General features: G+C 67.1%; 9 protein-coding genes and 1 riboswitch. Of the genes, 4 read left to right on the forward strand and 5 right to left on the reverse strand.

All coding sequences use genetic code 11. The features are described from left to right. Positions 1-13: 13 nt before the first annotated feature. Genes HBF26_RS04170 through metX form a run of 3 tightly spaced genes read right to left on the reverse strand, consistent with a single transcriptional unit; the run spans position 14 to position 3,312 of the window. On the reverse strand, positions 14-1,078 hold the full coding sequence (locus HBF26_RS04170; RefSeq protein ID WP_167123404.1) for a homoserine dehydrogenase family protein: 1,065 nt from the start codon (positions 1,076-1,078) through the stop codon (positions 14-16). Continuing rightward, positions 1,075-2,271, reverse strand: coding sequence for a cystathionine gamma-synthase (gene metB / locus HBF26_RS04175; RefSeq protein WP_167123406.1), 1,197 nt, complete (start codon positions 2,269-2,271; stop codon positions 1,075-1,077). Before metB ends, HBF26_RS04170 begins: the two co-directional genes overlap by 4 nt. Before the next feature lie 3 nt (positions 2,272-2,274). Continuing rightward, a complete protein-coding gene (metX, locus tag HBF26_RS04180; RefSeq protein WP_167123408.1) occupies positions 2,275-3,312 on the reverse strand; it encodes a homoserine O-succinyltransferase MetX in 1,038 nt (345 codons plus the stop codon). A gap of 86 nt (positions 3,313-3,398) precedes the next feature. After that, a riboswitch (SAM riboswitch) is annotated at positions 3,399-3,511 on the reverse strand. A gap of 277 nt (positions 3,512-3,788) precedes the next feature. Between metX and HBF26_RS04185 the strand changes: the two genes are divergently transcribed. Further along, entirely contained in the window at positions 3,789-5,390 is a 1,602-nt protein-coding gene (locus tag HBF26_RS04185) for a peptide chain release factor 3 (protein WP_167123410.1), read from the forward strand. A gap of 6 nt (positions 5,391-5,396) precedes the next feature. Here HBF26_RS04185 and HBF26_RS04190 read toward each other — a convergent pair whose 3' ends face one another. Then, complete coding sequence (locus HBF26_RS04190) at positions 5,397-7,055, reverse strand: FAD-dependent oxidoreductase (protein ID WP_167123413.1); 1,659 nt, start codon at positions 7,053-7,055, stop codon at positions 5,397-5,399. Between the two features lie 131 nt (positions 7,056-7,186). Between HBF26_RS04190 and HBF26_RS04195 the strand changes: the two genes are divergently transcribed. The 3 genes from HBF26_RS04195 to HBF26_RS04205 all read left to right on the forward strand — a co-directional run bounded on the left by HBF26_RS04195 (position 7,187) and on the right by HBF26_RS04205 (position 12,740). Beyond that, the gene (locus HBF26_RS04195; protein ID WP_167123415.1) at positions 7,187-8,104 is read left to right on the forward strand and encodes a CPBP family intramembrane glutamic endopeptidase; all 918 of its coding nucleotides are present in this window, start codon (positions 7,187-7,189) and stop codon (positions 8,102-8,104) included. Positions 8,105-8,204: 100 nt separating this feature from the next. Further along, positions 8,205-11,732 (forward strand): response regulator, encoded by a 3,528-nt coding sequence (locus HBF26_RS04200; RefSeq protein ID WP_167123417.1) that lies wholly within the window; start codon positions 8,205-8,207, stop codon positions 11,730-11,732. A gap of 21 nt (positions 11,733-11,753) precedes the next feature. Beyond that, entirely contained in the window at positions 11,754-12,740 is a 987-nt protein-coding gene (locus tag HBF26_RS04205; RefSeq protein ID WP_193569776.1) for a diguanylate cyclase domain-containing protein, read from the forward strand. Between the two features lie 138 nt (positions 12,741-12,878). Here HBF26_RS04205 and HBF26_RS04210 read toward each other — a convergent pair whose 3' ends face one another. Then, positions 12,879-13,754, reverse strand: coding sequence for a LysR substrate-binding domain-containing protein (locus HBF26_RS04210; RefSeq protein ID WP_167123419.1), 876 nt, complete (start codon positions 13,752-13,754; stop codon positions 12,879-12,881). Positions 13,755-13,764 lie beyond the last annotated feature (10 nt).

The raw sequence follows: 13,764 nt of genomic DNA on the forward strand, positions 1-13,764 counted from the left end.
GCCAGCACGTCGGTCACAGGGCGAGCACGTCGCCCAACAGGGCCTGCGCCGTGATTTCCGGACCCGCGCCCGGCCCCTGGATGACCAGCGGCGTGGCGTGGTAACGCGTGGTGGTGAGGGCGAACTGGTTGTCCGTGCCGCTGAGCCGCGCCGCCGGGTGATCGGGGGCGACTTCCACCAATCCCACGCGTGCGCGCCCACGCTGATTGAGGCGGGCGAGATAGCGGAGCACCTTGCCATTGGCCTTCGCCTCGGCGTGCCGGACGCGCAGGGGTTCATCCAGTTCGTCGAGCCGGTCGAGGAATTCGCCGGTGCCCACATCGCGCAGCGCGGCGGGTACCAGGCTTTCCACTTCCACTTCGTCGCTGCCCAGTGCGAAGCCCGCGTTGCGCGCGATGATCAACAACTTCCGCGCCACGTCTTCCCCGGAAAGATCCGAGCGAGGATCGGGCTCGGTGAAACCGAGGCGCCGCGCGTCGCGCAGGAGCTCGGAGAATGGACGGCTGCCGTCGTACTGGTTGAACAGCCAGGACAAGGAACCGGAGAAAACGCCTTCGAGAGTGAGCAGGCTGTCGCCGCAGCTGCGCAGACGCCGCAGCGTGGAGAGCACCGGCAGGCCGGCCCCCACGGTGGCGGCATCGCCGTAGACCATGCCATCTGCGGCCGCCTTTTGCAGTGCGCGCCAGCCGGGCAAGGGGCCACCGGCCAGCGCCTTGTTCGCCGTGACGACGTGATAACCGGCCGCCAGCCATTCGGGATGCCGGCTGGCCTCGACCGAGCAGGCGGTGGCGTCGATGACCACCTTGCGAGCGGCGCCGGCCGCATCCAGGGCCGCCAGCAACGGCGCGTCGTCGCGCTCTTCCCGACCGCGCGCCAGCCTTTCCGAGACTTCCGTGGGCGAAACGCCCTCGGCGAGCACATGCTGGCGTTTCGAGTTGGCCGCCCCTACCAGGCGCAGGGAGCGCGCCGCCGGTGTGCCCAGCAACGTGAGCAATGCGCGGCCCACGACGCCGGTGCCGAGCAATACCACGGCCGTACAGGGAGCCTCCGTGGCGGGAGCGATGGCGACCGCGCTCATGCGCCGACCTTGCGTTTCGAGACCGCCGAGGCGACCGCGGCCGCGCGCGCGAGCCCTGCCTCGATGTCTTCGATGAGGTCGTCGCCGTCCTCGATGCCGACCGACAGGCGCAACAGGTTGTCGGCAATGCCGGCCACCCGGCGCGCCTCCGGCGCCATGGCCGCGTGCGTCATCGTGGCCGGATGCGCCACGAGGCTTTCCACCCCGCCCAGCGATTCCGCGAGCGAGAAGTAGCGCAGGCCATCGACGAACGCTTCGATGGCATCGGTGCCGCCGGCAACCTCGAAGCTCAGCATCGCACCGAACCCATACTGCTGGCGCTGGGCCAGCGTGTGGCCGGGATGCGAGGCGAGACCGGGGTAGTAGACCCGCTCGACGGCATCGTGGCCGTCCAGCACGCTGGCGATGCGGCGCGCGTTCTCTTCGTGTGCCCGCAGGCGCACGGACAGCGTGCGCACGCCTCGCAGTGTGAGGTAGCTGTCGAACGGCGAGCCGGTAACGCCATTGCAGTTGCCCCACCACTTCAGCTGTTCGGCCACCGCCGGATCGGCGGCGACGACGGCGCCGCCCACCACATCACTGTGGCCGTTGATGTACTTCGTCGTGGAATGCACGACGACGTCGGCACCCAGCTTCAAGGGCTGCTGCAATGCCGGCGAAAGGAAGGTGTTGTCCACCACGGTCAGCGCGCCGGCGGCACGCGCGGCCTGCGCGACATGGCGCACGTCGGTGATACGCAACAGCGGATTCGAGGGCGTTTCAATCCAGACCAGCGCGGGCCGCGCGGACAGGCCCTCGGCAAGCGCCGCAGGATCCGTGAAGTCGACGAAGCGCACCTGGAAGCGCCCCTTGCGCGCCCACGCGTCGAGCAGGCGCCAGGTGCCGCCGTAGCAATCATGGGCGGCGAGCACGAGGGCGCCGGCCGGCACGAGTTCCAGCGCCAGCGCCACCGCCGACATGCCGGTGCCGGTGACGACCGCACCCGCCCCCTCTTCGAGCTCGGAAAGCGCTTCGGCGAGAAGATCGCGCGTGGGGTTGCCGCTGCGCGAATAGTCGTAGGCGCGCTTGCGGCCGAAGCCTTCGAACGTGTAATTCGTGGACAGGTGCAGTGGCGGCACAACCGCGCCATGCTGCGTATCGCATTCGATGCCGGCGCGCACGGCGCGGGTCGAGGGACGACGGGAATCGGTCATGGCTCAGTGGTCTCCGCAACAGTCGTTGAGTGCCTGACGCAGCACGGGCGCGAGCTGCACGGTTTCTTTGAGGAAGGCGTCGTGCCCGAAGGGCGAATCCAGCACTTCGAGGGTGGCGGTGCCCCCGAGACGACGCTGCAGTTCGCACAGATCGGCCAGCGGCACGAGCCGGTCGGACGGGAACCCGACCAGCGTGGCGGGCGCCGTGACCTGCTCCGGTGCGACATCGTGCAGATCGATCGATTCGGACAGCGCGAGAAAGCGCTCGGGGTCGAACCTCTCGACGAAACGGCGACCGGCGTGTTCGAGATAGTCCTCCACGGGAAAGTGGAAACGGCCGTCGCGAAGCTCGGGGCCGGCGGCGAAACGGCGCGAGAATTCCTCGCTGCCGCGGTAGGTGGTCATGGCGAGTTGGCGCGCGAGCGCGAGGGCCTCGCCGGTGCGGCCCGAGGCGAGTCCGAGCCGTACGATGCCGCGCTGCACCGAGCGCTGCGCCGTGGCGAGCGGGTGAGGGCGATGCGCTCCTGCCAGGAGAACCAGGGATTTGACCTTGCCGGGATACAGGGCACCGAAGGCGAGGCCCACCATGGCGCCATAGGAGGATCCGACGAAGGCTTGCACGCGGCCCAGGCCCAGCTCGTCCACCAGCGCGGCGAGCGCGGCCGCCTGGTCTTCGCTCGACACCGACGCCACGCCGCCGATGTCGGCAGGCACCAACCAGTCGATGGAAAGGACGCGGCAGGCGGCCAGGTCGATGGCGGCACCCTCCGCCACCATAGCGTCCCACCAGCCCGTGGCGCGCTCGCGGCCGGCGCATACGTCGCGATCGGCGGAGATGCCGCCCTGCACGATGACCGTAGGGGCGTCCGGCGCACCGCACCACAGGTAGCGCACGTCCACCCCGACAGGATCGCTGCCGTACTTCGGGGAAATGACGACGCGCCGGGTCCCGCGCTGCTCGGTAAGGTCGGAGGCACGACGCGATGTGGCGGGTGCGGCCACGGGGGAGAGGGAGATCACGGTGGCGGGCTCTGCTGGCATGTCCGGTTCCTGTCGGGATCGAGCCCCTGCGGAACCGGTAGGTCTGCCTGCGCCACGGGTACGCGAACGCGTGCCCCGAACGGACATTCCCATCTATCGGCTGGCGTGACACACGCCCCGCAGGAGTTGGCACCGTCGCGGAAATCCGCAGGTTGCCCCGGCTTCAAAGGGCCTGTCCCTCAGCCGGTCTCGATGAGTGGAACCGACGATACGCACGGATGCCCGCCATGTCAACAGACGTTTAGACGTCCAGATGTCCAATCACTATCCACAAGGGCCGTACCCTGTGGGAGCCGGCTCTGCCGGCGATCCCGCGACAGCGGGCACGCTTGCCGCGAGCACCCATCGCCGCTGAAGCGGCTCCCACACAGAGCGTTCGTATCGTGGCGGTCTGCAATCCTCGTTGTACGCGACCCGTCCTGCCCGCAAATTCCTGCTAGAATAGGGGGTTAGCCAGAATCAGCGACCCCAGACCGATGTCCGCACACCTCACCGAAACCCGCCGTCGGCGCAGCTTCGCCATCGTCAGCCACCCCGACGCGGGCAAGACCACCCTGACCGAGAAGCTCCTCCTGTTCGGGGGCGCGATCCAGATGGCCGGCTCGGTGAAGAGCCGCAAGGCGGCACGGCATGCCACCTCGGACTGGATGGCCCTGGAAAAGGAGCGCGGCATTTCGGTCACGTCCTCGGTCATGCAGTTCCCGTACAACCAGGCCATCGTGAACCTGCTCGACACCCCGGGTCACGCGGACTTCTCGGAAGACACCTATCGCGTGCTCACGGCGGTCGACTCGGCGCTCATGGTCATCGACTGCGCCAAGGGCGTGGAGGAACGCACCATCAAGCTCATGGAGGTCTGCCGCCTGCGCGACACGCCGATCATGACCTTCATCAACAAGCTCGACCGCGAGGGCCGCTCGCCGATCGAACTGCTCGACGAAGTGGAGTCGGTGCTCGGTATCGCCTGTGCCCCGGTGACGTGGCCCATCGGCATGGGTTCCCGCCTGAAGGGCGTGTACCACGTTCTGCTGGACGAAGTGCACGTCTTCGAGCCCGGCAAGAACTTCACCCGCCAGGACTCCACCATCTTCAAGGGTCTGGACCATCCGGACCTCGCCGCGAAGATCGGCCAGGCGGCCCTCGACGAACTGCGCGAGGAACTGGAACTCGTGCTCGGCGCCTCGAACCCATTCGACGTGGAGGCGTACCTGGCCGGCAAGCAGACTCCGGTGTTCTTCGGCTCCGCCGTGAACAACTTCGGCGTGCAGCTGCTTCTCGATTTCTTCGTGGAGCACGCGCCCTCGCCTCGCCCGCGCGACACTCTCACGCGCGAGGTGAAGCCGGAGGAGGAAAAACTGACCGGCTTCGTCTTCAAGATCCAGGCGAACATGGACCCCGCCCACCGCGACCGCGTGGCCTTCATGCGCGTGTGCTCTGGCACCTACACCGCCGGCATGAAAATGCTGCAGACGCGCACCGGCAAGGAAGTGCGCATCGCCAACGCGCTCACCTTCATGGCCTCCGACCGCGAGATCGTCGAGCGTGCCTATCCGGGCGACGTCATCGGCCTGCACAACCATGGCACCATCACCATCGGCGACACGTTCACCGAGGGCGAAGCGCTTTCCTTCACCGGCATTCCCAACTTCGCACCCGAGCTCTTCCGGCGTGCGCGCCTGCGCGACCCCATGAAGATGAAGGCCCTGCAGAAGGGCCTGGCACAGTTGTCGGAGGAAGGCGCCACGCAATTCTTCCGGCCGCTGATGTCGAACGACCTGATCCTCGGCGCGGTCGGCGTGCTGCAGTTCGACGTGGTGGCCTACCGTCTCAAGGACGAATACAACGTGGACGCCACGTTCGAGCAGGTGGGCGTGGCCACGGCACGCTGGATCCACTGCGACGACGCAAAGAAGCTGGAAGAGTTCCGCGAGAAGAACGCCGGCAACCTCGCCATCGATGCCGCCGGCGAACTGGTCTACCTGGCACCCACCCGCGTCAACCTGCAGCTCGCGCAGGAACGCTGGCCGACGGTGCGCTTCTCGGCCACGCGCGAACACGCAGCCTCGGTCGAGGTCTGAGGCCGGCTACATCGGCGATGGATTGAGGAAGCGGTGGATGGCCTGCACCACCACCGATCCCTCCCCCACACTGGATGCCACGCGCTTGATCGAACCCGAGCGCACGTCGCCCACGGCGAACACGCCACGGAGCGTGGTGGCAAAGGGTGAGGGCGTGGCGTAGCCGTCCGCGTCCCGCCCGGTCAACACGAACCCTTTCCGGTCGAGGTCGAGGCAGCCGTCCAGCCAGGCGGTGTTGGGTTCGGCGCCGATCATGACGAACAAGCTACCCGCCTTGATCCGCTTCTGCGCGCCGTCCGCGCATCGCCAACCCACCTCGCGCAAGTACGCATCGCCGTCCAGATGATCCACCTGACAGCGGGTATGCAGCGTGATTCGCGGCGATTGCGCGATCCGCTGCACCAGATAATCGGACATCGTAGAGGCCAACCCATCGCTGCGCACCAGGATGTGCACGTGCGCGGCGGTACGGGCGAGGAACACCGCCGCCTGCCCGGCACTGTTGCCGCCGCCGACCACCACCACTTCCTCGCCGGCGCACAGCGTGGCTTCCATCGCAGTGGCGGCGTAGTGGATACCCTGGCCTTCGAAACGCTCGTAATCGACGTGATCCAGCTTGCGATAACGCGCCCCGGTGGCGACCACCACCGCGCGGGCACTGACCGATGTGCCGTCGTCGAGCAGGAGACGATAGGGATGTTTCGCGCAATCCATGCCCTGCACCGAGCGGGCGATGGCCATGTGCGCACCGAACTTCATCGCCTGCACCTGCGCACGCCCAGCGAGTGCCTGGCCCGAGATGCCGGTGGGAAAGCCGAGGTAGTTCTCGATCTTCGAACTCGTACCCGCCTGCCCACCCGGCGCCAGGGCCTCGAGCACCAGCGTGTCCAGGCCTTCGGAGGCGGCGTACACGGCGGCAGCCAACCCCGCCGGGCCCGCGCCGATCACGGCCAGGTCGTGCACGTGATCGCTGTCGAGCAGGATGGTGATGCCTAGTTCGTCCGCCAGCTGCGACGTGCTGGGACAACGAAGCACGCGCCGATCCGGCATGACCACCACGGGACACTCCGGCGGGCGGACACCCAGGCAGTCCAGCATATGCACGGCGTCCTCGTCGACGTCGACATCGAGCAGCCGGTACGGGTAACCGTTGCGGATGAGGAAGCTGCGCAGGCGTATCGTGTCGGCGGCGTGCGAGGAACCGACGAGAATCACGCCACCCTGCCCGCTCTGGATCAAGCCGACGCGACGCAGGATGAAGGCGCGCATGATGATTTCGCCGATGTCCGGTTCCCCGGAGACGAGCTTGCGGAACCCGACCGGGTCCACGCGGACGAGCCGCGTATCCGCACCGGTACGGCCGTTCACCATGACCTGCCTTTCGCTGAACAGGTCGACCTCGCCCGTGAACTGGCTGGGCCCGTGCACGGTGAATATGTTCGGCTGCCCGTCCTTGTCGAGGTCGTAGATCTCGATGCAGCCCTCGATCACGAAAAAGTAATCGATGCGCCGGTCGCCCCGACGGAAGAGCACGGTGCCCGCGGGCACCGTCTCCTCGACACCGTATTTGACGAGACGCGCGGCCATCTCGTCGTTGAGCCTCGGGAACGTCTGCTCGCGCCGGTTCTGCGGGCTGGACGGGTCGTTGTCGGGCGGAATGGCCATCGGTATCGATCCGGGAACGCGGGTAGTGACTCGGCCCAGGGACCTTAGCGGAACCGGAGCGGGGCGGCTTGTATCGGAACACCATCATGCCTGCGTAGACTGCGGCTGCAAGCCCATCGACCGAGAGCCCCATGTCCGTTCAACCCACCGAAGCGACGCCGCCGTCGCCGACCCCATCACTGCCCCTGCGACTCCTGCGTTCGCCCCTGGGCCGCATCGTCGGCTTCTTCATCACGATGATCGCGCTCCGCTTCATCGCCGGACGCGTGTACCACGGCCTGGGCCTGCCCCGCTCCGACCTTTCCTTCGATCAGGTCACACCGTTGATCGAGGCGCTGCGCCTGGCACCGGTCGTCCTCGCTTACTGGCTGCTCGTGCGCACCATCGAGAATCGCCGGGTGGACGAGCTGGCGGCGCGGAAAGCCGTCCCGCATCTCCTGCTGGGCATCGCCGGCGGCGCCGTCGTGTTCTCGCTGGTGGTCGGCAGCCTATGGGCGCTGGGCGCCTACGTGGTCGACAGTGTTAACCGCGACGTGCACTGGCTCGGCCCCATCCTGGTCATGGGCGTGGGGGCCGGAGTCGGCGAGGAAATCATCAGCCGCGGCGTGATTTTCCGCATCGTCGAGGAAGGACTGGGCACCTGGGCGGCGTTGCTGCTCTCCGCCGCGGTGTTCGGCGGCCTGCACATCTGGAATCCGAACGCCACGGCCTGGAGCGCGCTGGCCATCGCGCTGGAAGCCGGGCTGCTGTTCGGCCTGCTCTACCACGTGACCCGCTCGCTCTGGGTCTGCATGGGTGCGCATGCCGCATGGAACGTGGCGCAGGGCCCTTTCTATGGCATTCCCGTGTCGGGTTTCGAGCAGCGCGGCCTTCTGGCTTCGCACATGCAGGGGCCCGACTGGCTGACCGGCGGGGCCTTCGGGGCGGAGGCATCGGTGGTCGCGCTGGGCCTGTGCTCCGTGGCGACTGCCGCCTGCCTGGCGATCGCCGTGCGCCGTGGCAGCCTGCTGGCGCCGTCTTGGCGACGGAAGCGCGTGGCCGTCGCGTGACCGACGTCACATTCTGAGCCCTGTCCCACGGATGAAAACGTCCGTTGGGTGTACCAACGTAGGCGAAGCATCGTCGTCTGCCGGAACCAGCGATCCAAGCATGCCCACTTCCACCACGCGGAACACCTGGCTGGCCGACCAGCCGTTGCAACGCAAGATCCTACTCGCCATCGGCGCGCTGCTGGCCCTGTTCGTCGCCACCAACCTCACGAACCTGGCTTCGATCGGCCGCGAGGCCGAAACCCGCGGCTGGTCATCGCACACGTACGTGGTGCTGCTCACCCTGGCGGACGTGAGCGATGCGGCGCGAGCACGCCAGGTCGCGGTGCGCGGTTACCTGCTGAGCCGCGACGAAGGGGAATACGCCGACTTCGAAGCCGCAGATGCAGCGCTTTCGAGCCACCTGGCGACGCTTCGCCAGCTGACCGCCGACAATCCGCTGCAGCAGTCGCGCCTCGATCGCCTGCAGGATCTCCTTGACCGCCGACGCGAGGAGGCCATCACCCACGCGCTGCGTCCGATGCGTGCCGCCAGCGGCGCTGCCACACCCGAGGCCGCCTCAGCGCGCGAGGCAATCCGGGCGCGCTATTTCGCGGAACACAGCCTGACGACGGAGGACATGCGCAAAGTCATCGACACCATGTCATCCACCGAGCGGGGCCTGCTCGATGCGCGCAATGCCGAGGTGGAGCGTCAACTGCGATTCATCCGCTGGATCGATCTGGGCTCCCTGCTTGCCTGCCTCGCCTTCGGCCTGTTCGTGATTCGCATGACGGCCCTTCTGGTCACGCGACCGATCGTGAAGATGACAGGCCTGATGACGCGGCTCGCCGGCCACGACCATACGATCGAGGTACGCCAGCTGACCCGTGGCGACGAGATCGGCGAGATGGCCCGTGCCTTGCAGGTCTTCAAGGAGATGGCCATCGAATCGGACGGCCGGACCTGGCTGAAGTCGTCGGTGGCCTCCATCTCCAACAAGCTGCAGGAGGCCACCACCTTCGGCACGTTCGCTGGGACGCTCATGTCCGAACTGGCGCCTCGCCTTGGCGCCGGCCTCTGCGCCTTCTATGCGAGGCGGCCGGAGTCGAGGAAGTTCGAGTTGCTGGGCAGCTACGGATACAAGGCGCAGCAGCAGGCGCCGCGGATGATCGAATCCGGCGAGGGGCTGGTGGGACAGGCGGCACTCGAACGCCACGCGATCGTGTTGAACGACGTTCCCGACCATTACGCAAGCATCCACTCCGCCACGGGTGGGGCACCGCCACGAAGCGTCTTGCTGCTGCCGGTGATTTCGCGGGAGGACGTGCTCGGCGTCATCGAAGTCGCCAGCTTCACTCCCCTGACCGACATGCAGCGGGAATTGCTCGACGAACTGATGCCGATTGTCGCCCTGTCGCTGGAGAACCTGCGCCGCACGGCGGAACTGCAGGAGCAGTCGCAGCGATTGATGGCCTCGGAAGAAGAGTTGCGCGTGCAGGCCGAGGAGCTACACGTTTCCAACGAGGAACTTCGCGAAAAAGGGAACACGCTCAACCGGCAGAACGACGCACTGGAGGCACTCCAGCGGGAAACGCAGGAGAAGGCCGAGGAACTGGCCAGGGCGAGCCAGTACAAGTCCGAGTTCCTCGCGAACATGTCGCACGAACTGCGCACGCCACTCAACAGCCTGCTCATCCTGTCGCGCAGTCTGGCGGACAACGACGAGGAAAATCTCACCGGGGAGCAGGTCGAATCCGCCCGAATCATCCACGATGCAGGCTCCAGTCTGCTCCGCCTGATCAACGACATCCTCGACCTGTCGAAAGTCGAGGCGGGCAAGATGGAACTGGCCATCGACACCGTTTCCCTCGCCGACCTGGTGCGCACACTCGGCCGCACGTTCAACCACGTGGCGCGCGACAAGAAGCTGAGCTTCGATATCCGGCTCTCGCCGGAGCTTCCTGCCACCATCCGCACCGACGGCGGCAAGCTGGAACAAGTCGTCAACAACCTCCTGAGCAACGCCTTCAAGTTCACCTCGCGGGGCGGCGTCGACGTCGACATCGCACGGCCCGCCAGGAATGCCCCGTTGCCGGCAGGACTGGATCCCGCTCGGAGCATCGCCATCGCCGTCAAGGATTCGGGCATCGGCATCCCCGCCGACAAGTTCCAGCGGGTGTTCCATGCGTTCGAGCAGGTGGATGCGAGCACCAGCCGCCAATTCGGCGGCACGGGGCTGGGCCTGGCCATCTCGCGGCGCATCGCCGCGCTGCTCGGTGGCGACATAGGGCTGCGCAGCGAACCCGGTGACGGCAGCACCTTCACGGTCTACATTCCCGAGGACACTCCCGAGCCGGACAGCCACCCGGAGGCTATCCCGGCGCAGCGCGCCGCCGCGGAGGCCACACTCCCCGTGTCGCCGGCACTGCTTCCGGAGGGCGTCGACGACGACCGCGCGAACATAGAACCGGGCGACACGGTGATCCTCGTCGTCGAGGACGATCCCGCCTTCGCCCGTATCCTGGCCGACATGATCCGGCGCAAGGGCTACCGCGTGCTGGCAACGACGGACGGCGAGTCGGGCCTTGCGCTCGCACGCCGCCATCGCCCCACGGGCATCCTGCTGGATGTGATGCTCCCGGGCATGGACGGCTGGACGGTGATCGAGCGCCTCAAGGGCGACCCGGCCACCCGGCACATACCGGTGCATTTCATTTCTGCCACGGACGACGCAACGCGCGGGTTGGAACTCGGCGCGGTCGGCTTCCTCACCAAACCGGTAAGCCGGGAATCCATCATCGCGGCCTTCGATCGCCTCGTGCATTTTTCGGAGGGTCGCACGCGACAGGTCCTGGTGGTGGACGACGACGCGGGCGCCCGCGCTGCCGTGCGCACGCTGCTGAAAGACGACGAAGTCACCGTCGACGAAGCCGGCACCGGAGAAGACGCGCTGACGATGACGGCCGGCAAGACCTACGACTGCATCGTGCTCGATCTCGGGTTGCCGGGCATGTCTGGATTCGACTTCATGGAACAGTTGTCGCAGCGCGGGAATGCGCCGCCGGTGGTGGTCTATTCCGGCCGTGACCTCTCGCGCGAGGACAGCATGCGCATTCGCCGGCACACCGACAGCATCGTAATGAAGGGCGGCCGTTCCCCGGACCGCCTGCTCGACGAAGTGAGTCTGTTCCTGCACTCGATCCGCCAGGACGCGTCTCCCACTGCCGGGACCGGCCAAGCCACGTCCGGCGGCGGCGAGGCCACCTTGCAGGGACGCCGCGTGCTCCTCGTGGACGACGACATGCGCAACCTTTTCGCGTTGTCGAAAGTGCTCCGCAGCAAAGGCATCGACGTGGCCATGGCCCAGGACGGCCGGAAGGCGCTGGACATGCTGGACAAGCGCCCCGACCTGGAGCTGGTGCTGATGGATGTAATGATGCCCGGCATGGACGGTTACGAAACCATGCGCGAGATCCGCGCGCGGCCTGCGGTGGCCCATGTTCCCATCATCGCGCTGACGGCAAAGGCCATGCGGGGCGATCGCGAACGGTGCCTGGAAGCGGGCGCCAACGACTACCTGTCCAAGCCCATCGACGTGAGTCGCCTGCTCTCGATGATCCGCGCATGGCTGTCGCCGCGCGACTGACGTGAACATTGAACCCCGACCATGAATCCGATCCGCCCCAAGATCCTCGTCGTCGACGACACGCCCGGCAACCTCGTCGCGATGCGCCGCCTCCTCGCGCGCGCCGATGCCGACATCTTCGAAGCGTCCAGCGGCAACGAAGCGCTGGCACTATGCCTGGATCACCAATTCGCCCTGGTGCTGCTGGACGTGAACATGCCGGAGATGGATGGTTTCGAGGTGGCCGAACTCATCTCGGAAGCGGACCACCTGCGCGAAACGCCGATCATCTTCGTCACGGCTGCCTATGCGGACGACATCAACCGGATCAAGGGGTACCGTTCCGGTGCAGTCGATTACATCGCCAAGCCGATCGACGACGTGATCCTCCAGTCGAAGGTAAGGGTCTTCCTGGAGCTGTACCGCGCCCGGGCACTACTGCAGCAGGCGCTGGACGAGCTGTCGTTGCGCAACGCCCAGCTCACGAATGAGGTGGCCGAGCGCATCCGCATGGAACAACTCGTGCGACACCAGGCCACCCACGATGCGCTCACGGGGCTGCCGAACCGCATGTTGTTCCGCGAACGCATGGAGGAGGCGATCGCGAACGATACCGGCGACACCCGCTACGCCCTCGCCTACCTCGACATCGACGGGTTCAAGGCCGTGAACGACGAGCAGGGACATGCCGCGGGCGACGAACTGCTGAAAGCCATCGCGGGGCGCATCGATGCGCGTACCCGCGCCACCGACACCGTGGCGCGCCTGGGCGGCGACGAGTTCGCCGTGCTGTTGCACGATACGCCTGACGGGGCCACCGCCCTCGCCCGTTGTCAGGTGCTGTGCGACGCCATCAGCGAACCCTATACGCTCCATGTCGGCGAACAGCGGATCCCCGCCCGGATCGGCGCCAGCATTGGCGTCACACTGTTCGAGCGAGGCGCGGACTACGACGACGTGGTCATCGCGGCGGACGTGGCGATGTACGTCGCCAAGCGTGGCGGAAAAAACCGCTGCGTGCTTGGCTGACTGGCACCGAGCGCTCTCCCTCTGGGAGCCGCTTCGGCGGCGATACCTACTGCGGGAATGCCCGCTGCCGCGGGATCGCCGGCGTAGCCGGCTCCCACAGGCGGTTTGACCGGACCCGGGGGAATGAAGCAAAAGGCTTCAAAGACTCTCCAGGAACGTCTCCAGCAAGGCCCCGCGGTAGCGCTGCCGGTGCAGCAGCACCGACAGGGTCCGTCGCAGGTCGAGGAACGGCGTGGGGAGCACAACGAGGTGCCCCGCCTGCACCGCGTCGCCGACGGCTACTTCCGGCAGGCAGGCAATGCCGAGGCCCGCGATAACCGCCTGCTTGATGGCCTCCGACTGGTCGAGTTCCAGCACCGTGGTTCCTTCGGGCAGCTCGGCCAGGGCGCGCTCGCTCAAGGCACGGGTAGCCGACCCGCGCTCGCGAAGCACCCAGCGTTGCCCGGCGAAATCCTCACGGCGCAGCCGCTTCTTCGCTGCCAGCCCATGATCGGGCCGGGCGCAAACCACCAGACGGTCCTCCCGCCAGGGACGCACTTCCAGCGCAGGGTGCGTCACGGGCCCTTCGACGCAACCGACGTCGAAGTCGTGATCGAGTACGCCCTGCGCGATGCGCGCGGTGTTGGCCACGCCCAACCGCAACGACACACCTGGATGCGCGGTGGCGTAGGGGCCCAGCAGGTCGCCCACGAGGTAGTTGCCGATCGTATTGCTCGCGCCCACGCCGATCTCGCCGGCCAGCCCGGTCACCGAGCCCTGGGCCATGCGCGCGAATTCGGCATGGCGCTCGATCAGTTCGCGAGCCAGTGGAAGAAGCTGGCGGCCGCGATCGTTGAGGCGCAGACGGCCGCGTTCGCGCGAAAACACCGGAGAGCCGATCTGCCGCTCCAGTTCGGCCAACGCCATGCTGGCCGCAGGCTGGCTCATGAACAGCCGCTCGCTGGCGGCACGCACGCTGCCGGACGTGGCAACGGCCACAAAGACCTCGATCTGGCGGGGGCTGAACGAATTCATAAGTACTATT

The sequence above is a fragment of the Luteibacter jiangsuensis genome (genome assembly GCF_011742555.1).
GTDB lineage: Bacteria > Pseudomonadota > Gammaproteobacteria > Xanthomonadales > Rhodanobacteraceae > Luteibacter > Luteibacter jiangsuensis.